26 protein-coding genes and 1 pseudogene are annotated in these 26,777 nt (G+C 62.8%); 13 read left to right on the top strand and 14 right to left on the bottom strand.

Annotation, left to right across the window (positions count from 1 at the left end; genetic code table 11):
- Positions 1-68: 68 nt before the first annotated feature.
- The 3 genes from phnN to phnF are packed head-to-tail and all read right to left on the bottom strand — an operon-like array spanning position 69 to position 2,103.
- Positions 69-623, bottom strand: a complete 555-nt coding sequence (phnN, locus tag WN982_RS26485) for a phosphonate metabolism protein/1,5-bisphosphokinase (PRPP-forming) PhnN (RefSeq protein ID WP_341318568.1) — start codon at positions 621-623, stop codon at positions 69-71.
- A 2-nt stretch (positions 624-625) separates the two neighbouring features.
- A complete protein-coding gene (locus WN982_RS26480; protein ID WP_341318567.1) occupies positions 626-1,348 on the bottom strand; it encodes a DUF1045 domain-containing protein in 723 nt (240 codons plus the stop codon).
- On the bottom strand, positions 1,345-2,103 hold the full coding sequence (gene phnF / locus WN982_RS26475; RefSeq protein WP_341318566.1) for a phosphonate metabolism transcriptional regulator PhnF: 759 nt from the start codon (positions 2,101-2,103) through the stop codon (positions 1,345-1,347). The genes WN982_RS26480 and phnF overlap by 4 nt, the downstream gene beginning before the upstream one ends.
- A gap of 236 nt (positions 2,104-2,339) precedes the next feature.
- On the opposite strand from phnF, the gene phnG reads away from it, so the two are divergent.
- The 8 genes from phnG (at position 2,340) to WN982_RS26435 (ending at position 9,102) form a co-directional block, all read left to right on the top strand.
- A complete protein-coding gene (phnG, locus tag WN982_RS26470) occupies positions 2,340-2,825 on the top strand; it encodes a phosphonate C-P lyase system protein PhnG (RefSeq protein WP_341318565.1) in 486 nt (161 codons plus the stop codon).
- Positions 2,825-3,436 carry a phosphonate C-P lyase system protein PhnH gene (gene phnH / locus WN982_RS26465; RefSeq protein WP_341318564.1) on the top strand — a complete coding sequence of 204 codons (612 nt, stop codon included), beginning with the start codon at positions 2,825-2,827 and terminating at the stop codon, positions 3,434-3,436. The genes phnG and phnH overlap by 1 nt, the downstream gene beginning before the upstream one ends.
- Positions 3,436-4,590, top strand: coding sequence for a carbon-phosphorus lyase complex subunit PhnI (locus tag WN982_RS26460; RefSeq protein WP_341318563.1), 1,155 nt, complete (start codon positions 3,436-3,438; stop codon positions 4,588-4,590). The genes phnH and WN982_RS26460 overlap by 1 nt, the downstream gene beginning before the upstream one ends.
- The gene (locus WN982_RS26455) at positions 4,587-5,477 is read left to right on the top strand and encodes an alpha-D-ribose 1-methylphosphonate 5-phosphate C-P-lyase PhnJ (protein ID WP_341318562.1); all 891 of its coding nucleotides are present in this window, start codon (positions 4,587-4,589) and stop codon (positions 5,475-5,477) included. Before WN982_RS26460 ends, WN982_RS26455 begins: the two co-directional genes overlap by 4 nt.
- Complete coding sequence (gene phnK, locus WN982_RS26450; RefSeq protein WP_341318561.1) at positions 5,474-6,244, top strand: phosphonate C-P lyase system protein PhnK; 771 nt, start codon at positions 5,474-5,476, stop codon at positions 6,242-6,244. The genes WN982_RS26455 and phnK overlap by 4 nt, the downstream gene beginning before the upstream one ends.
- A gap of 8 nt (positions 6,245-6,252) precedes the next feature.
- Positions 6,253-7,017, top strand: coding sequence for a phosphonate C-P lyase system protein PhnL (gene phnL / locus WN982_RS26445; protein WP_341318560.1), 765 nt, complete (start codon positions 6,253-6,255; stop codon positions 7,015-7,017).
- Positions 7,018-7,098: 81 nt separating this feature from the next.
- Positions 7,099-8,232, top strand: a complete 1,134-nt coding sequence (locus WN982_RS26440) for an alpha-D-ribose 1-methylphosphonate 5-triphosphate diphosphatase (protein WP_341318559.1) — start codon at positions 7,099-7,101, stop codon at positions 8,230-8,232.
- A 189-nt stretch (positions 8,233-8,421) separates the two neighbouring features.
- Positions 8,422-9,102: a glycosyltransferase family 2 protein gene (locus WN982_RS26435; protein WP_341318558.1), complete on the top strand. Its 681-nt coding sequence runs from the start codon at positions 8,422-8,424 to the stop codon at positions 9,100-9,102.
- A 43-nt stretch (positions 9,103-9,145) separates the two neighbouring features.
- Here the strand turns inward: WN982_RS26435 and WN982_RS26430 are convergent, their stop codons facing one another.
- From WN982_RS26430 to manD, 8 genes are all read right to left on the bottom strand, one after another.
- Complete coding sequence (locus WN982_RS26430) at positions 9,146-10,150, bottom strand: lysylphosphatidylglycerol synthase transmembrane domain-containing protein (RefSeq protein ID WP_341318557.1); 1,005 nt, start codon at positions 10,148-10,150, stop codon at positions 9,146-9,148.
- 240 nt (positions 10,151-10,390) lie between these two features.
- Entirely contained in the window at positions 10,391-10,837 is a 447-nt protein-coding gene (locus tag WN982_RS26425; protein WP_341318556.1) for a lytic transglycosylase domain-containing protein, read from the bottom strand.
- Between the two features lie 58 nt (positions 10,838-10,895).
- Positions 10,896-11,252, bottom strand: coding sequence for a hypothetical protein (locus WN982_RS26420; RefSeq protein ID WP_341318555.1), 357 nt, complete (start codon positions 11,250-11,252; stop codon positions 10,896-10,898).
- Complete coding sequence (locus WN982_RS26415; protein WP_341319431.1) at positions 11,249-11,557, bottom strand: hypothetical protein; 309 nt, start codon at positions 11,555-11,557, stop codon at positions 11,249-11,251. Before WN982_RS26415 ends, WN982_RS26420 begins: the two co-directional genes overlap by 4 nt.
- Before the next feature lie 379 nt (positions 11,558-11,936).
- On the bottom strand, positions 11,937-12,770 hold the full coding sequence (locus WN982_RS26410; RefSeq protein WP_341318554.1) for a GntR family transcriptional regulator: 834 nt from the start codon (positions 12,768-12,770) through the stop codon (positions 11,937-11,939).
- Between the two features lie 72 nt (positions 12,771-12,842).
- On the bottom strand, positions 12,843-14,135 hold the full coding sequence (locus WN982_RS26405) for an MFS transporter (protein ID WP_341318553.1): 1,293 nt from the start codon (positions 14,133-14,135) through the stop codon (positions 12,843-12,845).
- Between the two features lie 88 nt (positions 14,136-14,223).
- Positions 14,224-15,270 (bottom strand): L-idonate 5-dehydrogenase, encoded by a 1,047-nt coding sequence (locus WN982_RS26400; RefSeq protein ID WP_341318552.1) that lies wholly within the window; start codon positions 15,268-15,270, stop codon positions 14,224-14,226.
- Positions 15,271-15,370: 100 nt separating this feature from the next.
- Positions 15,371-16,579, bottom strand: coding sequence for a D-mannonate dehydratase ManD (manD, locus tag WN982_RS26395; RefSeq protein ID WP_341318551.1), 1,209 nt, complete (start codon positions 16,577-16,579; stop codon positions 15,371-15,373).
- 249 nt (positions 16,580-16,828) lie between these two features.
- On the opposite strand from manD, the gene WN982_RS26390 reads away from it, so the two are divergent.
- A complete protein-coding gene (locus tag WN982_RS26390) occupies positions 16,829-18,337 on the top strand; it encodes a mannitol dehydrogenase family protein (RefSeq protein WP_341318550.1) in 1,509 nt (502 codons plus the stop codon).
- Between the two features lie 99 nt (positions 18,338-18,436).
- On the opposite strand, the gene WN982_RS26385 is transcribed toward WN982_RS26390, so the two are convergent.
- The gene (locus WN982_RS26385) at positions 18,437-20,248 is read right to left on the bottom strand and encodes a diguanylate cyclase (protein ID WP_341319430.1); all 1,812 of its coding nucleotides are present in this window, start codon (positions 20,246-20,248) and stop codon (positions 18,437-18,439) included.
- Positions 20,248-21,198, bottom strand: a complete 951-nt coding sequence (locus tag WN982_RS26380) for an extracellular solute-binding protein (RefSeq protein ID WP_341319429.1) — start codon at positions 21,196-21,198, stop codon at positions 20,248-20,250. The genes WN982_RS26385 and WN982_RS26380 overlap by 1 nt, the downstream gene beginning before the upstream one ends.
- Between WN982_RS26380 and WN982_RS26375 the strand changes: the two genes are divergently transcribed.
- From WN982_RS26375 to WN982_RS26365, 3 genes are all read left to right on the top strand, one after another.
- Positions 21,158-21,427, top strand: coding sequence for a hypothetical protein (locus WN982_RS26375; protein WP_341319604.1), 270 nt, complete (start codon positions 21,158-21,160; stop codon positions 21,425-21,427). The two genes, WN982_RS26380 and WN982_RS26375, sit on opposite strands and share 41 nt — an antisense overlap.
- Before the next feature lie 687 nt (positions 21,428-22,114).
- Positions 22,115-22,897, top strand: a complete 783-nt coding sequence (locus WN982_RS26370) for an ABC transporter substrate-binding protein (RefSeq protein ID WP_341318549.1) — start codon at positions 22,115-22,117, stop codon at positions 22,895-22,897.
- A gap of 254 nt (positions 22,898-23,151) precedes the next feature.
- On the top strand, positions 23,152-24,267 hold the full coding sequence (locus tag WN982_RS26365; protein ID WP_341318548.1) for a succinylglutamate desuccinylase/aspartoacylase family protein: 1,116 nt from the start codon (positions 23,152-23,154) through the stop codon (positions 24,265-24,267).
- A gap of 126 nt (positions 24,268-24,393) precedes the next feature.
- Here the strand turns inward: WN982_RS26365 and WN982_RS26360 are convergent.
- A pseudogene (locus tag WN982_RS26360) lies at positions 24,394-25,199 on the bottom strand (MetQ/NlpA family ABC transporter substrate-binding protein).
- 298 nt (positions 25,200-25,497) lie between these two features.
- Here WN982_RS26360 and WN982_RS26355 point away from each other — a divergent pair.
- Positions 25,498-26,661: a porin gene (locus WN982_RS26355; protein WP_341318547.1), complete on the top strand. Its 1,164-nt coding sequence runs from the start codon at positions 25,498-25,500 to the stop codon at positions 26,659-26,661.
- The last annotated feature ends 116 nt before the right edge of the window (positions 26,662-26,777 follow it).

Raw genomic sequence — 26,777 nt, 5'->3', positions numbered from 1 at the left:
TGGCGGCGTGCGTTTTTTACACGCACGCCGGCGCGAATGCCGATGCCGCAACAGATGGTCGTGCCGGCCTAGCGCGTGTTGGCGTGGGCCATCAGAAAATCGATCAACGCATGGCCAGCGTCATCGAGTTCACCCGAGTTATCGATCGTCTTGCAACGAATTCCGTCAGGCAACGAAAACGGCGCACGCCGTGCGAGCCTTGCCGTGACCTGTTCCGCGGACTCGCGTGCGCGCGCGCCGAGCCGCGCTTCGAGAATGTGCGGCGCAGCGTCCACGTGCACGACTGCCGTGCGCGGATAACGCGCCAACGTGTGCTGCACATGCTGACGTGAACCGTTGACGACCACCGTGCAACCGCGCGCGAGCCACGCATCGAGTTCGATACCGATGCCATAACGCAACGAATGGCTCGACCATTCGAGCGCGAACAGACCGAGCACGGAACGCGCTGCAAACTCTTCTACGCTCAGCGCGATATGTTCTTCACCATTGCCGCTCGGCCGCGTGATGTAGCGATGCGCAAACAGAATCGGTTCGCCCATCAAGCGCCTGCGCGCAAAACCCAGCAGCGAATCCTTGCCCGCACCGGACGGCCCCATTACATAGATCAAACGACCTGCCATCGTTAATTCACCTCACGGTTCTGAAACGGCACACGTTGCCACAACACGAACGGCGCGCTGGGCGCAGGCTCGACAAAGAGCGCCGCGTGGTCGATTGCGAGCGGCCCGAGCCTGGGCGTTTGCGCCCGCCACCATGCGACCAGCATCGCACGCTCATCGGCATCGGCCAGCGAATTGGATAGCGTCATGTGAAAACGGAATTCGTCGAAGACGTACGGATAACCCCATTCGACCAGTAGCGCGCGCTGCCGTTCGCTCAGCGGCGCGGCAAGACGGCGGGCGAGATCGGTAGCGGACGGCCTGGCGCGCAGTGCATCGAGCGACCGCAACGCGCTTGCGGCGACGGCACCGATGTTCGCTTCGCCATCCTGATCCGCGGGACGCAGCGCGACGAAATCGCCGAGCGTCGCGGCTCCTACCGGCAACATGAACGCGGCTTGCGAGTGCGCCCATTCACGCGCCGTTTGCAGCACGTCGTGCTGAGTCACCCCGTCGGCCAGACGAAACGGCGCAACCAATGTGCCATGCCATCCATAGCGACGTGGCGCCTCGGTCAAATCCGCCAATGGCCGCGTCACGCCTTCCGGTTGCGGCGGCACGCACTCCTCGCCGCTTTCCGCATCGCGGCCCAACCACTGCGATCCCGCCCGCCACCATGCCGAATCGCGCGAAGGCGCGTAGTACACCGCGAAACGTGCATCAGCGCCCCAGACGGCGCCGCTCATACGTCGTGCTCCACGAGCAGTTGCACACGGTCAGCGGCAAAATGCGTGAAGCCGTACTTGATCGGCGTGCCCTCCAGATCGACATCGACGTTCTCGACCCACAGCACCGGCTGCTGCCGGTTGATATTCAAACGCCGCGCCACTTCCGGCTCAGGCAATACGCTGCCGATGCGGCTCCACTTGCGCAAGTAATCGGTCACGCCGAATTTCGCCATCGACTTCGTGATGCTGCCGGTGCGCTCCAGCACCTCTGGCAGATCCGCGAAACGCACCGCCGGATACCAGTTGCGCGCGAACGTGAGCGGCACGCCGTCCGACTCGTGCAGCGATTCGATCCGATAGACCGACGCACCCGCCCGCAGGCCGAGCGCCTTCGCGACACTCGGCTCGGCCTTCACGCGCGCGGCCGACAGCATCGTGCCCGCTGCCGCATGATGCTGCTGCCGCAAGTTTTCAGTAAAACGTGTGCGGCGGCCGATTGAATAGTCGATGGCACCGGGCTGCACGAAGGTGCCGCGTCCCTGTTCGACGCTGACAAGACCGAGCGCGGCGAGACCCAGCATCGCCCGGCGCACGGTATGCCGGTTCACGTCGAAGCGCTTGGCCAGTTCGCCTTCGCTGGGCAAGCGGCCCTCCTCGCCAAAACCGCTCGCCGCGATTTCCGCGGCAAGAATCTGCTCGATCTGCCGCCACACGGCAACGCCCGCGCCGCGTTCGAGCAGCGTGCCCGGCGTCGCGTTGTCGTTCGATGTCATGGTGCTGTCATTCCCTTGGGTTCAAATATTCGCTCTATCGTGCATTGTAGTGCGCAAGCCGTGATGGAAATGTGAAATGGCGGCCGCGTGCGACAACACGCAACAAGTCTACCTCTAAACGTCTAGACGTTTAGACGAATAGATGGTCAAATGTCTGCTCGCTGGATCAACCGCAATTATCTTGCATGGGGCCTGAGTAAGCGCTAAAGCGCTAACTCAGGCCGACAGGAGTCTCGATGAGTGCCACCTCCGCCTCGCCTTCCTCCGCCATGCGGCGCGCATGGATGGCCGTGCTTGCGCGCACGCCGCGCGCCGATCTCGAAGCCGCGCTTGAACGCGCGCTGCAAGGCATCCCGGCCCCTGTTTACGACTGGCTCAGGCCACCCGAAATCGGCCTCGCGATGGTGCGCGGCCGCGTCGGCGGCACCGGCGACCCGTTCAATCTCGGCGAAGCCACCGTGACGCGCGCCACCTTGCGGTTGCGCAGTACCGGTGATACTCAAGCCGCGGTTGGCGTCGCCTGTCATCTGGGCCGCGACCGCCGCCGCGCCGAACTCGCTGCGCTAGCAGACGCGCTGCTGCAAATGCCTGAGCATCGCGCCGCGCTGCATCAACAGTTAATCGAGCCGTTTGCAGCACAGCAGGCCGCCAAACGCGTTGAACACCGCCATGACGCCGCGTCGACACGCGTCGAATTCTTCACGATGGTCCGGGGCGACTGATGGAAAACTCGCAAAGTGCATTGTCCAGGTTAACGCCGGGTTTCGCCGACCCGGTCCACAACACCCAGGCGGTATTCCGCACCCTGCTCGACGCGCTGTCGCGACCGGGCACAGTCGGCGTCGTCGAGAACGGCTTGCCGGAGGTGCGGGCAACCCGCGCGGAGCTCGCCGCATTCGCCGCGCTGCTCACGCTATGCGACTACGCCACGCCCGTTTGGCTCGCGCAACCTGATGCGGCCCTGGCTTCGGCGCTGCGCTTTCATACCGGCGCGCCGCTCGTCGATGAACCGGCGCAAGCTGCCTTCGCCTATATCCACGACACAGGCGCACTACCGTCGCTGGAAAGCTTTGCGCTTGGCGAAGCGGAATCGCCCGAACAATCGGTGACGCTGCTGATCCGCGTGGAAGCGCTCACGGGCGGCACGCCGGTCGTGCTGAGCGGCCCTGGCATCCAACACACCGCGACGATCGCGCCGGTCGGCCTGCCCGAGCATTTCTGGCGCGAACGCGCCGCCCTCGCGCCGCTCTTTCCGTGCGGCATCGATTGCTATCTCGTCTGCGGCAGCACGCTGATCGGTCTGCCGCGCACAACCAAAGCAAAGGTGAACTGATGTACGTTGCCGTCAAAGGTGGAGAACGTGCGATCGAGGCGTCGTGGCGTCTGCTCGACAAGGCGCGCCGCGGCGATACGCGGCTCGCCGAACTCAGCGTCGCGCAGATTCGCGAGCAATTGCGCCTCGCCGTCGCGCGAGTCATGACTGAAGGCTCGGTCTACGACGAAGAACTGGCCGCGCTGGCAATCAAGCAGGCCGCCGGCGATCTGGTCGAGGCGATCTTTCTGCTGCGCGCGTATCGCACTACGTTGCCGCGTTTCGGCTACACGCAGGCAATCGATACGGAAGCCATGCAGGTCGCGCGCCGTATTTCCGCGACGTTCAAGGACGTGCCCGGCGGTCAATTGCTCGGCGCGACTTACGATTACACGCAGCGTCTGCTGGATTTCGCGTTGCTGGCTGACGGTGACACTGAAGGCGGCACTAAAACCGATGCGGCCGCGCCGGCATCCGCCATTCAGGCCGCGCCGCCCGAAGCCGAACCCATGCCGCGTGTCGTCACGCTGCTCGACAGCGAAGGTCTGATCGAACAGGAACGCCCCACGCCGGATGCGCGGGAACCCGGCGATCTGTCGCGCGAACCGCTCGCCTTTCCCGCGAGCCGCTCAACGCGTCTGCAGAATCTCGCGCGCGGCGACGAAGGTTTTCTGCTCGCGATGGGTTATGCCACGCAGCGCGGCTACGCACACTCGCACCCGTTTGCCGGCGAGATCCGCTTCGGCACGATAGCCGTTGAAATGGAACTCGACGAACTGGGCGAAGCCGTGGAAATCGGCGATATCGATATCACCGAATGCCAGATGATCAACCAGTTTGCCGGCAGCGGCGAGGTGCCGCCGACGTTCACGCAAGGCTACGGTCTCGCGTTCGGCCACTCGGAGCGCAAAGCGATGGCAATGGCATTGGTGGACCGCGCCTTGCGCGCCGAAGAACTCGGTGAAACGCTCGGGTCGCCGACCCAGGACATCGAATTCATGCTGTCGCACAGCGATAACGTCGAAGCGTCCGGCTTTGTCCAGCATCTGAAATTGCCCCACTACGTCGACTTCCAGTCCGAACTCGAACTCGTTCGGCGCCTGCGTGCGCAGCACGGCGCGCCGAACGAGGACCAGGCTCAGGACCAGGCTCAGACGCAGGAGCAAGCCGCATGAACGCGCCCGATACCTCACTCGACAGCGCCGCGGACGGCTACAACTTCGCTTACCTCGATGAGCAGACCAAGCGCATGCTCCGCCGCGCGTTGCTCAAAGCCGTCGCCGTACCTGGCTATCAGGTGCCGTTCGCCTCGCGTGAAATGCCGTTGCCGTTCGGCTGGGGCACCGGCGGCATTCAGGTCACCGCAGCGATCATCGGCAAGCGCGATACGCTGAAAGTGATCGATCAGGGCTCCGACGAAACGACCAACGCGGTCAATATCCGCCGCTTTTTCGCCCGCACTGCCGGCGTGGCGACCACGCAGCGCACGGCGGAGGCGACGATCATCCAGACACGTCACCGGATTCCAGAAAAGCCGCTCACCGACAAGCAGATTCTTGTCTACCAGGTGCCGATGCCCGAGCCGTTGTTCAAACTGGAACCGCGCGTCGTCGAATGCAAGAAGATGCACGCGCTGGCCGACTACGGTTTGATCAGCGTGAAGCTATACGAGGATATCGTCCATCACGGCAGTATCGCCACCACCTACGACTACCCGGTGATCGTCAACAACCGCTATCTGAGTTCGCCGTCGCCGATTCCGAAGTTCGACAATCCGAAGATGCACATGAACCCCGCGCTGCAATTGTTCGGCGCCGGCCGCGAGCGCCGCATTTACGCGATTCCGCCGTACACGCCGGTACGCAGTCTCGACTTCGACGATCATCCGTTCGAGATACAGAAGTGGCAGCACGCCTGTGCGCTGTGCGGATCGACGAAGAGCTTCCTCGACGAAATGATCGTCGACGATGCGGGCAAGCGGATGTTCGTTTGCTCCGATAGCGACTACTGCCACGAACGCCGCGGCGATCAGGACGAACCGCGCAAAGGAGAGACAGCATGACGCCGCTGTTGAGCGCCCGTTCGCTCACCAAACAATTCGGCGGCCGCAACGGCTGCACGAATGTCAGCTTCGATCTCTATCCGGGCGAGGTGTTGTGCATCGTCGGCGAATCCGGCTCGGGCAAAACCACGCTGTTGAATACGCTCGCGTTGAAGACCGAAGCCGACAGCGGCTCGCTGCATTACGCGGCGACGCATGGCGAGATGCTCGATCTGCTGGCCTTGTCCGAGCCGCGCCGGCGCCTGCTGATGCGCACCGAGTGGGGCTTCGTGCAGCAGAATCCGCGCGACGGCCTGCGCAGCGGCGTTTCTGCCGGCGCGAATATCGGCGAACCCCTGATGGCGATCGGCGCGCGTCATTACGGCAACATTCGCCACACGGCGACGCAATGGATGGAGCGCGTCGAGTTGGATTCCACCCGTATCGACGAATATCCGTCGGCGTTTTCCGGCGGAATGCAACAGCGTTTGCAGATCGCGCGCAATCTCGTCACGGGCCCGCGCCTCGTCTTCATGGACGAGCCGACCGCCGGTCTCGACGTATCGGTGCAAGCGCGCCTGCTCGATCTGCTGCGCACGTTGACGTCCACACTGCATCTGTCGGTGCTGATCGTCACGCACGATATCGGCGTGGCGCGCTTGCTCGCGCATCGCCTGATGGTTATGCAAGGCGGCGTGGTGGTCGAGGCGGGTCTGACCGATCAGGTGCTCGACGATCCGCAGCATCCGTACACGCAAACGCTGGTTTCCTCGGTCCTGCCGGTTTGAGGCTCACAATGCGATCCATCCAAACAAGCATTGAATCACGCGCGGCCGATCGCGCGTTCATCGACAACGCCGCGCTGATGCTGCGCGCGTCCAATATCGGCAAGACCTTCACACTGCACGGCCAGGGCGGCGTGCAAATCGAAGCGCTCGCCGATGTTTCGCTCGACGTCGAACGCGGCGAGTGCGTGGTGCTGGTCGGGCCGTCCGGCGCGGGCAAGAGCACGTTGCTGCGGTGTCTGTATGGCAATTACCTCGCGAGCGCGGGTTCCATCGCCATTCGTGATGGCGCGGATGATGGGCAACCGGTCTCGATCACCGGCGCCGAGCCGCGCGACGTGTTGCGTCTGCGCCGCAGCGTAGTGGGCTATGTCAGCCAGTTTCTGCGCGTGATTCCACGAGTACCGACGCTCACGCTCGTAGCCGAGCCGCTGGTGTCGCGCGGCGTGGCGGAAGATGAAGCCCGTGCGCGCGCCGCCGCGCTGCTGGCCCGGCTCAATGTGCCCGAACGGCTGTGGACGCTGGCGCCTGCCACCTTTTCCGGTGGCGAGCAGCAACGCGTGAACATTGCCCGCGGCTTGATCGCCGGGCATCCGGTGTTGCTGCTCGACGAACCGACCGCCTCGCTCGATGCGGAAAATCGTGACGTGGTCGCCGATCTGATCGTCGAAGCGCGCGAGCGTGGCGCGGCGATCGTCGGTATCTTTCACGACGAAGATACGCGCCACAAGGTTGCGACACGTCGTCTCGAACTCCAGCCGCCGCTGCGCCACTAGCCGGCACGAAGCGACACGAAACGGCACTACACTAGGCACTGAGCTAAAACACTCAAGTCTGACTGACTACGGAGCAAGTCGATGTTGATCAGAAACGCTCGCATCGTGACGCGAGACGAAGTATTCACCGGCGTGATCCGCATCGAAGACGGCGCGATTCGCGACGTCGAGCGCGGCACGACATCGGCACGCGAAGCAGAAGATTGGGACGGCGACTATCTGTTGCCGGGCCTGATCGAACTGCACACGGACAACCTCGAAAAGCATCTCGCGCCGCGTCCGGGCGTCCAATGGAACACCGATGCCGCCTTCGTGATCCACGACGCGCAAGTGGCCGCGGCCGGCATCACCACGGTTTTCGATGCGCTTGCGATCGGTTCGCGCTCGAATGTCGGCTTACGTGGCCGCGATTTGCAAACCCAATGCGCCGAAGCGCTCACGCGCTTCTCCGAGCGCAACTTGCTGCGCGCCGAACACTTCCTGCATCTGCGCTGCGAAATCGCGACCGCCGACGTAGTGGAGGTATTCGACTCGTTGTGCGCGCATCCGTTGTTGCGGCTTGCCTCGGTGATGGACCACACGCCCGGTCAGCGTCAATGGCACGATCGCGATCAATGGCGCCGCTTTCAGGAACGCAACGGCAAGCTGAGCGACGAACATGTGGCTACCGCACTGGCCGAACTGTCCGTCGAGCAGGAACGTTACGCCGACGTGCACCGCCGCGAGATCGTCGCACGTTGCAACCGGCTCGGCATTCCGGTCGCGAGCCACGACGACACGCTGATCGAGCACGTCGAGCAAGCCAAGGCCGAGGGCATTGTGCTGGCCGAATTTCCGACCACGCGCATCGCCGCCGAGACCGCGCGCGAGCACGGCATCTCGACCATCATGGGCGCGCCGAATATCGTGCGCGGCGGTTCGCATTCGGGCAACGTGTCCGCGCTCGAACTGGCCAAAGCGGACCTGCTCGATATCCTGTCGTCGGATTACGTGCCGTCCAGTTTGCTGACCGCCGTGTTCGAACTGGTCAACAAGGCCGGCTGGAGTTTGCCGCGCGCCATGGCGACCGTTTCGGCCGAGCCGGCTCGCACGGCCGGTCTATACGACCGCGGCGCGATCGCGCCGGGCTTGCGTGGCGACTTCGTACGTGTGACGATGCTCGACACGCTGCCGGTGCCGCGCGCGACTTATCGGGCCGGAGCGCGAATCGTTTGAAGATGCTTTCAAGCCTCGTTGGGCGCGGGCAGTGACGGTTGGACCGCTACCCAACGCGCCCAGCGCGTCCAGCGAGGCACCTCCCTCTTCGTAACGGCCTAGCCAATGACTGTTCGTTCCCCACTGCGCCGTCCCCCACGAATTTCCTGCGTCATCTGTGCTTACAACGAAGCGCCCCGCATCGGCAGCGTGCTGGCCGTGGCCGCCGCGCACCCTTTGTTCGGTGAAGTCATCGTGGTGGACGACGGTTCGACCGACGGCACCGCCGAGGTCGTCGAGCGCTTCACGCCGGTACAGTTGATCCGGTGCGGCGAAAACCGCGGTAAAAGCGCCGCCATGGCGGCCGGGATCGCTGCCGCGCAAGGCGAGTTGATCATGCTGCTGGATGCCGATTTGAAGGGTCTGACGGCCGAGTACATCAGTGCGCTCGCCCTGCCCGTTTTGCAAGGCAACGCACAAGTGAGCCTGAGCTTGCGCCAGAACAGCCTGTTGGCGTTTCGCGCCATCGGCCTCGATTTCGTTTCCGGCGAACGGGTGGTCAAAAAAACGCTGCTGGGCGAAGTGCTGCAGGAGGTTCATGGCTTGCCACGCTTCGGCGTCGAGGTGTTCATGAACCGCCGGATCATCGAGCGCCGCCTGCCCATCGCGGTTACTCACTGGCCGCACGTCACGCAGGCTCGCAAGACCGAGAAACTCGGCTACTGGAAGGGCATCCGTGCGGAATGGCGCATGATCGCGGACCTCCTGAAGGTGGTTTATCCGCTCGCACTGATTTCACAGACCTTTCAACTGCTTTGCTTACGCATCGACCACGGCCCACGGGCGCGTTTTTCGGCGCGTATCAGAAAGGCGCCCGATAACTCGCGGTGAAGCGCATTCGCCGCGCCGTTCCGTTTGCTTTGACGTTCGGGGCTCATTCGGCCGCGGGGAGCGTACTGCCCCTCGTTGCAAGCGCAACGAAACCCGCCGCGCCCAGCATCAGCGGACAGTAAAGCGTCGCGAAGCGCCACTGCACCAGTGCCGTCGCGATGCTCGCACGGGGCACCCAGCTCGCGAACGCGGCAGCCAGCGCGATATCGCCAGTGCCGCCGCCCGCAGGCACGCCGGTCCACAGCGCGGCATGCAGGGCAACCGCCTGCACGGCCAGAACGAAACCCAACGGCAGGCGGTAGCCGAGTTCGCGCAAGATAAACCAGATGGCGCCATAGCGAAGCAGCCATTGCAGCGTCGTCAGCAGTAACAATGCGGCAAGCCGCCACTTGGGCACGGCGACCAGTTCCAGCCATTGCCCGCGAACGCTGCGGCAAAACCGGCTCAACCGCGCTCGACGCTCGTTCAGCCAACGAACCCGCCGGCCGGTGGCATCCAATGCCACCGCCACACGCTGACGGTTGAACCAGAAGACGCCCGCTACAAACGCACCGACGGCCAGCACGCCGAACACGATAGGCGCACTCGCGCCTGGGATCACTTGCGTGAGCGGCCCGAATGCAAACAGAAGGGAAATCGGCACAGCGGTCGCGAAAAACGCCAGGTCGAGCGCCTGATCCGCGCTGACGACCGTTGTCGCCAGCGACCAGGATGCGCCGGCGCGCTGCAGCAAACCGATGTTGACCCCATAGCCTGCCGCGCCCAGCGGGGAGGCCAGAAATGCGAAATCGGTGGCCAGGGTGATGGCGAACGTGCGCAGGAAACTCACGCGAAAGCCGAGTGCGGTTTGCATCAGATGCAGCTTGCCGGCCTTGGCCATCGCGCTGACCGCGGCACTCGCGACAAGCGCGACGAAGACGTACAAGGAGATGTCGCGCAGCCCAGCGAGCGCGGCTTGTGAATTGAGGACAAAAGGCGCGCCGATGGCAAGGCCGATACCGGCAAGCGCCACCAGCACCGCCGCTTTACGCGTATGTGATCCGATCACGGGGAGGCCTCAGCAGGCGCGGTTAGCAAGGCGCCGTTCTCCGCACGACGCGGCATGCATGGCGCTGCGTCGCGCGTGAAATCGAGGCCCTCGGGTGCCTCATGATATTCGATCAAAGCTGCGTTTTCGTGACGGCGCGTGACAGTGCGTAACGATACGTGACGGCGGTGCGCGGTTCACATCATGCCGGCTTTGATGCCCGGTGCGGATGGTCCGCTCGTGCTGGGCTGCTGGGCATGTCTAGCGGTCGGACGGCAACTGCCCCCATGCGACCAGTACCTTCTGAATGCCGCGTGCATAGGCGTCGCGCCGCTTCGGCGTTTCCGAATGATAGGCGCCGATCGCGCGCCAGGTATTGCCGTGCTTCACCATCTTCTGTTTCAGCAGCCAGGCGGCCACGTAGACGTTGACGCACGGGTCGGTCAGCGCGCGATGCGGTACGCCTTCGCGCTTAAGGTCGCCGAAATGAATCGAATTGATCTGCAACTGACCGACGTCGATCGAACCGTTCGCGTTCTGCCGGATTGCGCTCGGGTCCCCCTTCGATTCGTACCACGCAACGGCGCGCAACACCCACGGGTTGACGCCCTGATAAGCCGCCGCCTGATTAAAGCAATCGTCGGCTGCGTGCGCCGAACCGCACGCCAAAAAGCATGCGAGCGCAGCGAGGCAGATTTTCAAGGACATGATTCATCCTTCCCGTTGATAGCGTTAAAGAGTAGTGAGCTCCGGGTCGCCGGCCGGTTTACTTGATCGACGCCTGGTCGATCTGCCGTTGCACGGATTCGAGGTAAGCATGCGAGGCGTCGGATACGACGAGCCGTGCGACCGGGATCGGAGGCGGCTTGATCTCCTGAACGTGTACCGGTGCACGCGGCTTCTTTCGATGCAGCGTCGGCTTCACCGGCACGTCGTCATCGTCGCCGCTCGACGGTGGCAGCATCGCCAGCGTCGGCAACGGCGGATAAACCTTGTCCGCCGCAGCGGGAAAAGCGCTCGCCGACTGCAGGTCGGCGCCCGGCTGCCCCGCGAAGGCCGGCGCGCCCAGAAGCGTTGCCACCGCCAGTAAAGTTATCCGGACCATCACGATGGCCTCCTTCATTGAACCGTCCTGATCGACACGCTATACGGCTGACCGAGGCCCGCGGTCCGATTCTCGAAGCTCACCTTTGTCATCCGCTGGGCCGGCACGCCCTTCCAGACAGCCTGATTCAGGTACGCAAAGTCCTGACCCAACGCCGTGACGAGAACGACTGTGGACTGCTTCTGCGCGGCAGCCAGTGCACCTGCTTTGGCGAGCACGACGGTGAGCTGCGGGTCGCGCGCGCCGAGCGCGTCCGGCGGAATCTCGAAACTGATGACCTCGTTTGGTGCCTTGTCCGGGCGCGTGGCAGTCGACGGGGGCATCTGTGCGCATCCGGCCAACGCGAGAAAAGCTACCGCAAACCACACCTGTCGCTTCACACGAATCTCCTGTCAGTCTCATTGCTATATCGAGGTTTTCGGCAGGCTGGCGGAGAAAGTTGATAGGCGTAAAAGACACCCGCGAAAATCAAAAAGAGTTACCTCAAGATCCGCGCAAACGATTGCTTCGGCGCTCGGCGAAGCACCGTTCGAAGCAAAGTTGCCTCGTGGTTTCGGTTGTGAAATCGTCTGATGATTGGCTGTCGAAAAAACGGTTTCGACAAGCGGCCGGGATGGATGAATCGGGGAGCAGTCGGTCAGGCGGCGAGGTTCTCAGGCCGCCTGCGAGACTGAAGGCGTGCTGGCTGCTTATCGAAGCGCGTCAGGTCGACAGCGGCACGCGCTCCGGCTCGTCCGCTTCGAACCACGCCGGGTTGCGCTCGGCAATCGGAACGAGCGACACCAGAATCTCGCGCAGATGGTTGCGCATCGCTTCTTCAGCGGCGCTCGGATCGTGCGCGCGCAGGCCTGCCAGAATTTTTGCGTGCTGCTTGATCAGCAGATCGAGCGGCGACACGTCGGGCAAGCTCAAATAACGCACTCGATCCATCTGCGCCTTGATGTCCTGAATCGTGTCCCATGCCGCCGTGCAGTCGATGGCTTGCGCAATCGCATAGTGAAACGCCTCGTCGAGCGCGAGGAACGCGGCAGTGTCGTTCGATTTCGCCGCGAGCTTCTGATCGCGCAGATTGTCGGCGAGCGCCTGCAACTGTTCGTCGGTGATCGACACGGCTGCCTTGCGGACTACCGCGGTCTCGATCGCCTCGCGAATGAAGCGGCCTTCACGCACCTGACGCGGCGATATGCGTTTAACGAAGGTGCCGCGCTGTGGCAATACCTGCAGCACGCCCGCTTCGACCAGTTTGATGAACGCTTCGCGCACCGGCTGCCGCGACACCTGAAACATGTCGGACACTTCCTTCTCCGAGAGCGGCGTGCCCGGCACCAACTGACCGGCGAAAATCGCCTGGCGCAATGCGCGGAAAATCTGTTTGCCGATCGGCTCGTGGGAATCGAACGAGACGTCGGCAGCGAGATCCGGGAGCGCAACGCGAGGGCCGGCCTGGAAGCTCGCACGACGTCGCGTGCGAGGTGCAGCGAGCGCCGCATCGGCGGAGAAAGACGACTCGGCAGCGCGGAGGTTTTTATTCGGCATCAGGCAGAACAGCGGATGAAATACGAGGAAGACGACACGCGCGACAAACCAATGCAGGCGCGTCGCACCATACTACCATGCACGTTTCATCCGCAGCGCGCTGGCGCCCGGCTCGCGAATCCATACCAGCGAACACACCGCGCCGAGCACCGCGACCCCGCCCGCCAGCACGAACGCACTGCCGTAAGCGCCGTGCGTCGCCTCGACGATGAAGCCGGTCACCGCGGGCCCGATCACGCCGGCCAGATTCGCCAGCAAGTGCACGAAGCCGCCGACGCCGCCCACGTGTTCGCGCGGCACGGTATCCTGAATCACGGCCCAGTAGACCGCGCCCGTCACATACAGGAAGAAGATCGACACCGACATCAGCGCGACCGCGCCCTGCATGCTGGCGACGCGGCCGGCCAACGCAACGCACACCGCCGCCGTGCCGAGACATGTGCTGAGCACGATCTTGCGCGACAGCAGCGGCTTGCCGGTCAAACGCAAGATGAGGTCCGAGATGAAGCCGCCTGCCGCAAGCCCGATGCTGCCGAGCACCCATGGAATCACCGTCGCGAAACTCATGTCGTGCAAGCTCAGGTGATGCGCTTCGGTCAGGTAGGTCGGAAACCACGACAGGAAAAAGAACAACACGTAGTTATATGAGAAGAACGCAAAGGCGGTCGCCAGAATGATCGGCTTGCGCAAAAAGTGGCCCAGGCCGAGCCGTTCGCCATCGGCGGAGTGAGCAATGGCATGTTCATCGGCCTGGCCCGCACGGATGAGTTCGATCTCGTCAGGCGTCACGCGCGAATTCTCGTGCGGATGTTCGGTGGTCGTCGCCGCCCACAATACGAGCCACACGAGCCCCAGCATCATGATCGCGACAAAGGCCCAGCGCCAGCCGAACTGCACCGCCATAAAGCCGACCACCGGGCCTGCCAGCGCGCCGCCGAGCGGCGTGCCCGAACTGATCACGCCGATCGCGCTCGCGACTTCCTTGCGTGGGAACCAGTTATTGACCATCTTGCTGTTCGACGAACTGAACGGACCTTCGCCCATGCCGAACAACACGCGCAGCACGATCAGCGAACCGATGCCGGTCGCCAACGCGGTCGCGCCGCAGAAAATCGACCAGACGCCCATCGCGGTGCCGAACACCCGCTTCGCGCCGACCTTATCCGAGAGCACGCCGCCGACAAAATTGAACAGCGCATAGCCGACGAAAAAACTGCTGAACACGATGCCCATCTGCGCATGCGAGAAGTGCAGGTCTTTCTGGATCAGCGGCGCGGCGATCGACAGCGCCGAGCGGTCGAGATAATTGATCACGCCTGCCAGAAACAACAGCGCGACGACAAACCAGCGTTGGCTCTTGATCATCGAATGTCTCCTTCGGTTCGCCTCTTGACGGGCGCTTGAATGAATTGTGGAGGCGCGGCGGATGCGACGCCCTGGTAACGGTCAGTGCTTAGTCGAAGTTCAGATGCACCTTCATCGACTGCGAGCGGTCGAGCGCCACTTCGAATGCGTGGTTCGCTTCGTTCATCGCGAACGCATGCGTCATCAGCGGGCGCAAATCGACCTTGCCCGAGGCGATTTCATCGGCGGCGATCGCATATTCGTCGGTGAAACGGAACGAGCCCTGGTAGCGGAGTTCCTTGGCCATCACGAGATTGGCCGCCACCGGCGATTGGCCGGCCGGCAGATTGCCCACCTGGATCACTGTGCCGCCCGCACGCGCCGAGCGCAACGCCGTGTCGAGACCGGCGGGACTGCCCGACGCTTCAATGACGACGTCGAAGGTGCCGCGCTGCGCGGACCATTGATCGATCGTGGCGCGATCGGCGGCGTTCACGACCTGATCCGCGCCGAGTTGCCAGGCAACCTGCAACGCGCGGCTCGACAGATCGAGCGCAACCGTGCGATGCGCGCCCGCACGGCGCGCGACCGTCAGCAGAATGCAGCCGATCGGCCCGCAGCCCACCAGCAGGACGCTCGCGCCGACCAGCGAGCCGGCCTGCTTCACCGCGTGCAACGCGACGGCAAGTGGTTCGGCCATCGACGCCTGAGCGAAATCGACACCATTCGGCACCGGCACGCACTGCCGCGCCGCAACGACGATGTACTGACGGAACATGCCTTGCGTATGCGGAAACGTCGAAGCGCTGCCCATGAAGCGCATGTTGAGACAGTGATTCGGCATGCCGCCGATGCAAAAGCGGCACGTCCCGCACGCCAGCCCCGGATTGACGGCGACGCGCTGCCCGGGCGTCAGGCTCGTTTCCGCGCTCACGCCCGTGCCGAGCGAATCGATCTCGCCAGCCACTTCGTGCCCGAGCACGAACGGCTCGCGCACCGCAAAATCGCCGCTCTTGCCTTTGAAGTAGTACGAGAGATCGGAGCCGCAAATGCCGCCGGCGCGCACGCGCACTCGTACCTGGCCTGGGCCGGGTTCGGGCGGATCGACTTCGTCGATGCGAATCAGTTTGGGTTCGTGAAGGACGGCTGCCAGCATGGTGAACTCCGGTAGGGCAATAGTCGCGCGCTCAGTGCTGCGCGATGGAAGAAGAAGATGACGAGAAGGTTGGCGCGGACGTGTCTGCTGCACTACCCGCTCACCAGTTCCAAAGCGTCCCATCTTCGAGACGTGCGACCGGCAGATAGGCCGGGTCGTACGGATAGCGCGCGGCAGCCGCTTCGTCGATATCGACGCCGTGGCCCGGCGCGTCGCCGGGATGCATCATCCCGTTGTCGAAACGCCATGCATGCGGGAATACCTCGAGCGCTTCGGCAGGAAAGCCCATGTACTCCTGCACGCCGAAGTTCGGCACCCACAGATCGAAGTGCAGCGCCGCGCCCATGCACACCGGCGACAGATCGGATGGGCCGTGGCAACCGGTGCGTACCTGGTACAGCGAAGCGAAATCGGCGATACGCCGCAGATGCGTAATGCCGCCCGCGTGCGTCAAGGTCGCGCGGATGTAGTCGATCAACTGCTCCTCGATCAACTGTTTGCAATCCCAGATGCTGTTGAAGACTTCGCCGACGGCGATCGGCGTAACCGTATGCTCGCGGATCAGCCGGAAGCCGGCCTGGTTTTCGGCAGGCGTCGGGTCTTCCATCCAGAAGAGCCGATACGGCTCGACCGACTTGCCGAGGCGCGCCGCTTCGATCGGCGTCAAACGATGGTGGACGTCATGCAGCAAATGCGTGTCGAAGCCGAATTTGTCGCGCACCGCTTCGAATAGTTTCGGCGCGAAGTCGAGATACTTTTCCGACGACCAGCTCTGTTCTTCGACCGCGCCCTTGGTGGCCGGCTCGTACATGCCACTGCCTTTCGACACGCCGTACACCGAACGCATATTCGGCACGCCGCATTGAATGCGAATGGCCCGGTATCCGGCCTCGATGTGCTCGGCGTAGCGATCGAGCGCTTCGGGAATGTCACGGCCGGTGGCATGGCCGTACACCATCACGCCGTCGCGCGACGCACCGCCGAGCAGCTTGTACAGCGGCATACCCGTCACCTTGCCGAGAATGTCCCACAGCGCCATATCGACCGCGGCGATCGCCGTCATCGTGACCGGCCCGCGGCGCCAGTACGCGCCTTTGTACAGATATTGCCAGGTGTCTTCGATACGGCCCGGATCGCGGCCGATCAGGAGCGGACACACGTGGTCTTTCAGATACGACGCGACCGCGAGCTCGCGGCCGTTCAGCGTTGCATCGCCGATGCCGTGCACGCCTTCGTCAGTGACGATTTTCAGCGTGACGAAATTGCGGCCCGGGCACGTGACGATCACATCGGCGCGAACGATCTTCATGACAGCTTCCTTGCAGAGGCGAATTGCAGACCGCGACATGCGGCACGCAACTTGCAGCTTTTCGTGGTGGTTTCGAGCAGTGGCCGAGGTGCGAAAACACGTATGTCATGCATCACTCACGCCGTTCGAACGATGCTACCATACAAGTATATCAAGGCGTCAAATCAGGGTTTTCCCGCTGTTTTCCCGCTAATCGATACTATTTCGACGACGTTTTTAGAGCTGTTTCAGCTACCTGGATTCCATCTCATGACATCTGCCGCCGCCCTGCCTCGCCTCAGCCGTCAAGCATTGCCCATGCTGGAAACCCACCTGTTATCTGCGCAGTGGCGCGAGCCGCGCATCGGCATCGTTCATCTGGGCATCGGCAATTTTCATCGCGCGCATCAGGCGCTTTATACGGAAGAAGCCATGCTTGCCGCGGGTGGCGACTGGGGCATTTGCGGCGTGACGCTGCAAGGCGACGTCGGCAAGCGCGACGCGCTCATGGAACAGCAAGGTCTATACAGCGTGGTGGAGCGCGGGCCGGACGGCGCGATGGTGACCGTCGTGCGCGCACTGCGAGAAGTGCTGGCCATGCCGCACGATCTCGCAGCGCTGTTCGCGCGCCTCGCCGATCCGCTGGTGCGAATAGTTTCTCTGACGGTGACTGAAAAAGGTTATTGCCGCGACCCCAAAACCGGCGAGGTCGCGCTAGACGACGCCGCCGTCGCGCACGATCTGGCGCACCCGCTCTCGCCGCGCACGGTGCCGGGCATTCTCGTGGCCGCGTTGCGCGAGCGGCGCGACAATTCGGGTATTGCGGACATCGCGGACGGCAAACCATTCACCGTGCTGTCGTGCGACAACCTTGCGCATAACGGTGCTGCATTGCGTCAGGTGGTCTGTTCGTTCGCCCGGCAACTCGATCCTTCATTGGCCGACTGGATCGCCGCCGAGGTCGCGTTTCCATCCACAATGGTCGACCGCATCGTGCCGGCTACCACCGATGACGAACGCGCTTCGGCCGCCGCCGCACTCGGCTATCAGGACGCCGCGCCGGTGCCGTGCGAGCCGTTCCGGCAATGGGTTATCGAAGACCGTTTTCCGGGGGGACGTCCCGCGTGGGACGCGGTCGGCGCGCAACTCGTCGACGACGTCACGCCGTTCGAACTGGCGAAGCTGCGCATGCTGAACGGCACGCATTCGACGCTCGCCTATCTGTCGATGCTAGGCGGCTTCGACACCATCGACGCGGCGATCGCCGACCCCGGCATGCGCAATCTCATTCACGCGATGATGACGCACGAAATCGCGCCGACGCTGAGCGTGCCCGCCTCATTCGACCTGCTCGCCTATCGGGATGCATTGCTCGAGCGTTACGCGAACCCGGCACTCAAACATCGCTGCGCGCAGATTGCGATGGACGGCAGTCAGAAGATTCCGCCGCGCCTGCTCGGCACGATTGCCGCCAGGATCGAGGCGGGCCAGCCGTTCACGCGCCTGGCACTGGCGATCGCGGCATGGATGATGTTTTTGCGTGGCCATGCGGACGACGGCACGCATTATGAAATCAGCGATCCGCTTGGCGATAGATTGAAGGCACTCGCAGCGTCGGCGCGTGGCGAACCGCAGGCGCTGCTTGCCGCGTTACTGTCCGTGCGCGAAGTATTTCCGGAGAAGCTTGCCGCGCTGCCGCTCTTCACAACAACCCTTCATGACGCATTGCAATTGCTCCATGAAAACGGCGCACGAGGGGCGATAGCCGCGTCGCAATGAACACCGCCCTTGCCGCGGGCATCCGGACCGCCGGACTTAGCACGCTCAGCACGCTTAGCACGCTTAGCACGCTTAGCACGCTTAGCACGGCTCACCGCGTCAAACCGGCGCTTCCGGCAGCAGACTCGGCCCGCTGCCTTCCGCGTCCTCCTGCATGCCTCGCTCCTGCTCGAGCTTTTGCGCGTCAAGCAGGTCCCGGTAGCTCAGATACGCACAACGTCCACCGGATTTGGCCGCGTACATTGCGGCGTCGGCGTTGAGCAGCAACTCCTCGGCCGTCGCGCTATCGACCGGAAACTGACTGATGCCGATGCTGGCGCCCACCGTCATACAGTGTTCGTCGATCACCAGTTCCTCATTCAACGTGTCCATGATCCGCGCCGCGATCTTTTGCGCCGCGTCGGCAGAACGCGAGCCTTCGAGCAGCACGATGAACTCGTCGCCGCCCAGGCGCGCCACGACGTCTGCTGCGGCCGGCCCATCCCTCAGACGCCGCGCCACCCCAACGAGCACCTTGTCGCCGACGGAATGACCGTACTGGTCGTTAATCTGCTTGAAGCGGTCCAGATCGACGAACAGCACGGCAAGCCGTTCGCCACGCCTCGTCGCCTCTTCGATCGCCGCCTCGAGCTTCTGCATGAACAACGCGCGGTTGGGCAGGCCGGTCAACCCATCGTGCGTGGCGAGATGAACGAGTTCATGTTGCTTGTTATGCAGCACATCCATTTGCGACTTGATTTCGCGGCGCAGACGATCGAAGCAGCGCGCCAGTACGCCGATTTCGTCGGTACGTTTGAGCGGCAGCGTTTCCATCGCGTGCCCGGCGAACAGATGGGTCGCGGCGTACGCCAGAATATGCAAAGGTTTGGTCAACGCGCGAGCAAACAGGATCGCGAGGAAAATCGCCAACGTGCTCGAGACCAACACCATGCGAATGATCCGATCGCCCAGCAGGTTGGCGCCGGATAGTACGTCGGCAAGCGGCTTGGAAAGGCCCAGTACGATGAAGCGGTTGCCTTCTGACACGCCGAACGGTCTGCGAACGAAGGCGAGCACCTGACCCGCAGCCTGCCCCGGCAGCGTGAGGCCGTTCAGACGTACTTCGCTGCTGGACTGCTCGAAGAGCGGCCTGGTGGCGGCAAAGCTGTCCTGCATGAAGACGCGCCGCCCCTTGTCGAAGCCGAATGTTTGCGAGGCATCGGGATGGACCAGGAAATCGCCCCACTCGTTGGCGAGATAGACCTGGTAGTCGCTTGGCAGATCGCTCTGCAAACGCTTGAGCAGTCCGGCGAGGTCGATGTCGAGGACCACGACGCCCACCACCGCGCCGCTTGCGTTCGCCACCGGCGTGCCGAGCCGCAGCGTCGGTTTGCCTTCGGCGGAATGCGCGCCGTACTCGCGATTGATCGTGATCGGCGAGGTATAGATGCGGCCCGGTGCCAGCGCCAGCGTATCGAACACGTACGCAAACTGGCCTTTCTCCTGCAAGGCGCTCCCCGCGACTCGCACCGCGCGGTTGGCATCGCGATCGAAACGGATCAATTCCAGCCCGTAGTGCTGACGGGCGATCAGACGGATCTGCAAATACTCGGGGTGGTGAGCCATGAAACTGGCGAATACCTGCGCCAGCCTTTCGCGCGGTTCATTTGCGCCGAGACCGCTGTCGAACTGCGCGACGGCGGCCGCGGACGGCATGCCGCCGAGCACCTGTGCGTCGGCGGCGGCGTCGCCGATCTCCACTGAAAGGCGCTGACCCAACAGTTCCGTCGAGGTCAGCAGGCTGCGTTCGGCTTCGTTCACCAGCATCGTGCGATTGGCACGATACGCGTAATAGCCGGTCGCTCCAGACGCAAGCACGCCGATGCACGCAAGCAGCACCGATAACTTGAAAGTGAGACCTCGGTGCATGATCAAAAGCGCTCCGACCGGTCTCCCGACACGATTTTGCTCCACAGCTCCTCGCGTCGCTGGATATCCTCCACCGGACCGATCCAGACGATGTGCGCGTAGTCGCTGTTTTCCGCAGGCGCCGTCAACGTGTTGGCGAGCCCCTGGCGCTGCGTCAACAATTCGCTCACGTCCGGTTCGAGCATGTAATTGATCCACGCGAGCGCGAGCGGACGATCGGCCGCCGAACTCGTCATCGCCCAGCAGTCGAGCCACGCGAGCACCCCTTCGTCGGGAATCACATAACCCACGTCCGCGCCGGCGCGGCGCAGCAAAGCGACCTGCTGGGTGCCATAGTTGCCGAACATCAAGGCCACCTTATGTTGGATGAAGAACGCGGTCGCCTCTTCCGGCAGCGTGTAATACGTCAGCAGATTGCGGCGCAACTCGACCAGCTTGTGAGCGATCAGGCGCATCTGCGCGGCATCGAGCTGAAAGGGATGGGCATAACCCAGTGCCAGCGCGGTGAACGAGAAATTATGCTGGGCACTGTTGAAGTCGAGGACCTTGCCGCGGTAGCGCGGGTTCCATAATTCGCGCATCGAGCGCGGCGCAACGGCGATCTGCTTGCGATCATAAATCAGCCCCATCGACGAATACGTGAATGGAATGGCGTACACCTTGCCTGCCGCGGTCAGTCCTGCGATCGACGACCGCGCCTGAAAACGCGGCAATTGTCTTCTGGTATTGGGCAGACTGGCCAGATCGAGCGGCGCCAGCAGATTCGCACGGGTATAGCGCTGGATTTCGGCGGTGTTGGCTGCCAGCACGTCGAAACGCGGCGCGCCTTGGGCGTGCATCTGGTCCCATAGGGCCTCGTCGGAATCGACCAGCGTGACTTCCACCTTCGTGTGGAAACGCGCTTCGAAAGCTTTGACCACGTCGCTGTCCGCGTACCCCGGCCATGCCAGCACACGCAGGACCTTCTCGCCAGCGGCGACCGGCGCCGCCGACAACAGGCTAGCGCAGAAAACAACGCTTGGCAGCAGTGTCAAAAAACCGGGAAAAGCGCCGTTGCGCGATGGCTTCGAGCGTCTTGCACCGGATGCGATTCGCCGCCAGAAGGATGGGATGCCGCAACGCATTTCATCTGCCCTCCAAATCGTGTGCATTCAATCAACACCATTCGGCAGGATGCCGTAACGACCAGAGTCCACAGCCGCACGGCATTCGCCTGCCGGCGCGGTGCTCGATGACTTTGTTCAGACAGATATTGCTTACGCCGTGCGGTATGCGCGCAACGCGTTGATCATAGCGCCAAGAAGCGCGTTTTTGGTCGGGCCTCGCCGGGGTCGACAGAAACAGGCTGCTGGCAAGATGCACTAAACGCGCTCGCCTTATGTATAACGGGCGGTCTCGCGAGATCTTTAACCAAATCGGAGCGTTCAGCGCGCTCTCTAGCCCGCCTGATGTGGCGCCCTCAGCCCAGAACTCGCGAATTCGCCCGGTAAGGAATCGGGCGGTTTTTACAGCATGCTGATCGGCAAGGTTAAAGACGCCGAAAGTCGACGCCGCAATTCGCTTCGAATCCAAGCATTAGCCAACTTCTTTACAGCGTCTTTACAAGACAGTAAATGATGCATAACCGCGTTGCGGCGTGCATCGGCGGCGCCGTCAAATCTCCACCATATTCAGGCTTTAGAAGCTATTCTCGCCCGCTATCCGGTGTTTCACTAACTACCCAATCTTTTTGACCTGATAAGCTTGGCGCGCGCTGCTGGCCGCCCCGGCCGGCAGCTTAAACCCAAGTCCGGTCGTGAGTCGCGCCGGGCGTCCCGCCGCGGCACAACCGCATGTGGGAGTATTTGAACTACACCGAGGAGTTAAACAGTGAAAAAACTGCTAGCGGCTTTGACGGTTGCTCTGCTTGCCACCGTCTCGATTGGCGCACACGCTAAAGATTGGTCGACTATCCGTTTCGGCGTTGACGCCAGCTACCCCCCGTTTGAATCGAAGGGCTCGGACGGCAAGCTCGTTGGTTTCGACATCGACCTCGGCAATGAAATCTGCGCACGCCTGAAAGCCAAATGCGTTTGGGTCGAAAACGACTTCGACGGCATGATCCCGGCACTGAAGGCGAAGAAGTTCGACGGCGTGCTGTCGTCAATGTCGATGACGCCGCAACGCGCTGAGCAGATCGCTTTCTCGGCGAAGCTGTTCAACACGCCGACGCGCCTCGTGGCGAAGAAGGGTTCGGGCATCCTGCCGACGGCTGATTCGCTCAAGGGCAAGACGGTGGGCGTCGAGCAAGGCACGATCCAGGAAACCTACGCGAAGACATACTGGGAAGCGAAGGGCACGAAGGTCGTGCCGTATCAGAACCAGGATCAGGTCTACGCCGACTTGCTGTCGGGCCGTCTGGATGCCGCACTGCAAGACGCGGTGCAAGCTGAGATCGGCTTCCTGAAGACGCCGCGCGGCGCAGGCTTCGACTTCGTCGGCAAGGATCTGGACGATCCGAAGATCCTCGGCAACGGTGCAGGCATCGGCATGCGCAAGGAAGACACCGATCTGAAGACGAAGGTCGACAAGGCCATCGCCGACATCATCAAGGACGGTACGTACAAGAAGCTCGAGAAGAAGTACTTCGACTTCGACGTGTACGGCAGCTAATCCAGTACGGCGTGCCTGACAGCGCGCCGACGGGAAGCGTAATGAAGACGGGCCCCGCCACACGCGGGGCCCGTTTCGTTTGCACGGCGATCCACAGAACGCCGCGCAAAACCACGTGCCGCACCATATCGGCTAAGATCGTGCGATCGAGGCGCCGCGCGACGGCCCGCCGTAGACTGACCACGAATTACTCTTTCCCTTGTAATCAACGACATAGCGCGGCACGCATCACTCGCCGGCGCACTTTGAAAACCATGCAAACCCAAACCCATCCGCTGATTGCCCCGACGCTCGGCACCGCCCGCAACCTGACGAGTTTTCACTACGGCCCCGGCGGCGGGCAGAAGATTTACATCCAGTCGTCGCTGCATGCCGACGAGTTGCCCGGCATGCTGGTGTCGTGGGCGTTGCGCCGCAAGCTCGCGGCGCTGGAAGCCGCCGGCAAGGTGCGCGGCGAGGTCGTGATCGTGCCGGTGGCAAATCCTATCGGCCTGAATCAGCACTTTCTCGGTCACCTGAGCGGCCGCTTCGAGACGAATACCGCGCAGAACTTCAACCGCAACTTCTACGAACTGGCGGCGCTGGTGCAGCCGGGCATCGAGGCGCGCCTGACCGGGGACATCGACGCCAATCGCCTCGCGATCCGCGCGGCGATGCGCGAGGCGCTCGACGAGCAAAAGCCGGAAACCGAACTCGAATCGCAACGCCTGGCGCTGCAAAAGCTGTCTTACGACGCCGACGTCGTGCTCGATCTGCATTGCGACTGGGAAGCCGCGATGCACCTCTACACGAACCCCGATCTGTGGCCGGAAGTCGAGCCGCTCGCCTGCTATCTGGACGCCAAGGCGTCGCTGCTCGCGCTGAATTCGGTGGGCAATCCGTTCGACGAAATCCACAGCTTCTGCTGGTCGGATCTGCGCGGCCGTTACGGCGACCGCTTCCCGATTCCGAACGGCTCGATTTCGGTGACGATCGAACTGCGCGGCCAGCGCGAGGTGTCGTACGAGTACGCCGACCATGACGCACAAGCGATCATCGAGTACCTGACGTCGCGCGGCGTGATCGACGGCACGCCCGCGCCGCTGCCGGCGCTCGAATTCGCCGCGACGCCGCTGGCCGGCGCCGAACCGCTCGTCGCGCCGATCAGCGGCGTGCTGGTGTACCGCTGCGATGTCGGCACCTGGGTCGACGTGGGTCATGAGATCGCGGATATCGTCGATCCACTGACCGATCGCGTGGTGACGCTGAAGAGCAGCGTGGCCGGCGTGCTGTACGCACGGCATCTGACGCGCTTTGCGACGGCTGGGCTGGAGTTCGCGCGCATTGCCGGCGCGAAGGCGTTCAGAAGCGGTTCGCTGTTGAGCAATTAACCGGCAACCCGGCCCGCGGCTCGGCCGCTGCCCTGCAAGTCTTTGGCTATAAAGCAAATCGCCCGCCCGAGTAGCGGGCGATTTGCATTCATGCGGCGGCGGTCAAGTCAGAATCGACCCGATCGTTCAGAACGCCGGAATGATCGCGCCTTTGAATTGCGTATCGATGTATTTGCGCACCTCGTCCGATTCATAGGCCGCGACCAGCTTCTTGACCCACGGCTTATCGCGATCCTGCGCACGCACGGCGATCAGGTTCGCGTACGGACCTTTGAGGCTTCGATCGCGATGGCGTCTTTGGTCGGTTGCAGGCCGGCCTTGACCGCGTAGTCGGTATTGATCGACGCGGCGTCGAGATCGTCGAGCGCGCGCGGCAATTGCGCGGCATCGAGCTCGACCAGCTTGATCTTCTTCGGATTTTCGGCGACGTCGAGCGGCGTCGCATTGACACCGTTCGTGCCGACGCCGGGCTTCAGCTTGAGCACGCCGTACTTCTGCAACAGCAGCAACGCACGGTTGCCGTTCGACGGATCGTTCTGGATGCCGACCTTCGCCCCATCGGCCAAGTCCTTCAGCGACTTGAGCTTCTTCGAGTAGAAGCCCATCGGCGACACATAGGTCAGACCGACGTTGACGATCTTGTAGCCGCGCTGTTTGATCTGGCTGTCGAGAAACGGCTGATGCTGGAATCCGTTGGCGTCGAGGTCGCCGGCGTCCAGCGCGGCATTCGGCTGCACGTAGTCGTTGAATTCGATGACCTTGACGTTCAGTCCTTCGCGCGCCGCCACCTTGGTCACCACCGACCAGATCTGTGCATCCGGACCGCTCATCGTGCCAATCCTGAGTTGTTTGTCGTCCGCGTGCGCAAACGTTGCCGCCAACGAAACGGCGGCCATAACCAGCAGGTTTTGAATGATTGTCCGGCGTTGCATACGTTCCCCCACAAGCGATTCTGATTGATAGGGGCGCATCGTCGCATGCCGCCGCGGCGCCCCAAAACCAATCATTTTTCATACGCATATCCGCACGGAATGGAAAAAGCTTATACGCGGGCTATATGAGCGATTTCTGTTAGCGAAGCTATGTGAATGTCGCGCCGGCGCGACAGACGATAAAAATAACTGAAGCTGTCACATACCTTACTCTGCGTTCCCTTAAATTTCGCCCCATCGCACGACCTCGCCGGAGAGCCGGCGTCGCGATCGCTTAATTTTTAATCGGAGAATTGCCTTGAATAAGAAAGTATTGACCGCCGCTACTCTCGCCGTCTTCGCCAGCGCCGCCCACGCGCAAAGCAGCGTCACGCTCTATGGCCTGATCGATGCCGGTATCAGCTACGTGAACAACTCCAAGTCGGGCACCAGCCACGACAAGCTCTTCAAGTACGACGACGGCGTTGCTCAAGGCAGCCGTTGGGGCCTGCGCGGCACCGAAGACCTCGGTGGCGGCCTGAAGGCACTGTTCGTGTTGGAAAACGGTTTTAACAGCGGCAACGGCACGCTCGGCCAGGGCGGCGCGCTGTTCGGCCGTCAAGCGTATGTCGGTCTGTCGAAGAACGACATCGGCTCGCTGACGTTCGGTCGCCAGTACTCGTTTTCGACGGACTACCTGGGCGGCAACTACTCGACCGGTGGCCAAACCGTCGCGGGTAACTACGCTTACCACATCAACGACGTCGACCAGTTGACGTCGAGCCGCATCAACAACTCGGTCAAGTTCAGCAGCGCGAATTTCTCGGGCCTGACCTTCGGCATGATGTATGGCTTCTCGAACCAGGCTGGCGCATTTGCCGGCTCGCCGGCAAGCGGCACGACCGCAGCACCGGTCGCAGGTTCGTCGCGTGCATACAGCTTCGGCTTGAACTACGCGAACGGCCCGTTCGGTATCGGCGCGGCGTACACGGACATCCGTTACCCGAGCCAATCGACGCCGGCGTTCTCGACGACCATCGCCAACGTGTCGACGGGCAACGTCCGCGATCTGCGCACGTTCGGCGTCGGCGGCCGCTACTCGATCGGTGCAGCTACGCTGTGGGCGTTGTACACGAACACGCGCTTCGAGCCGATCTCGGGCGGTACGACGACGTTCGCTGCATACGAAGCGGGCGCGAAGTACGCGTTCACGCCGGCCCTGACGGCAGGCGCAGGCTACACGTACATGCACCTGAGCAATGCCAACACGGGCCACTGGAACCAGGCTGACCTGAGCATCGACTACGCACTGAGCAAGCGTACGGACGTGTATGCACTGGGTATCTACCAGATCGCAGCAGGCCACAACGGCACGCAAGATCTGCAAGCGCAGATCGGTTCGAGCACGAGCTACTTCAACACGTCGGGCACGGGTGCGGACAACCAGCTGGCATTCCGCGTCGGTATCCGCCACAAGTTCTGATCGGGTGTTGTCGGCGGGGGAGCGCGAGCTCCTTGCTGTCCCGAGGTTCTGGAAAACGCCCTGCGGGGCGTTTTTCTTTTGGGGCAATCGGTTCGAGTGCTGGACCTCACGCTTAC

This window comes from Paraburkholderia sp. IMGN_8, from assembly GCF_038050405.1.
Classification (GTDB): Bacteria; Pseudomonadota; Gammaproteobacteria; order Burkholderiales; family Burkholderiaceae; genus Paraburkholderia.
This window is presented reverse-complemented; position numbering and strand designations above follow the sequence as displayed.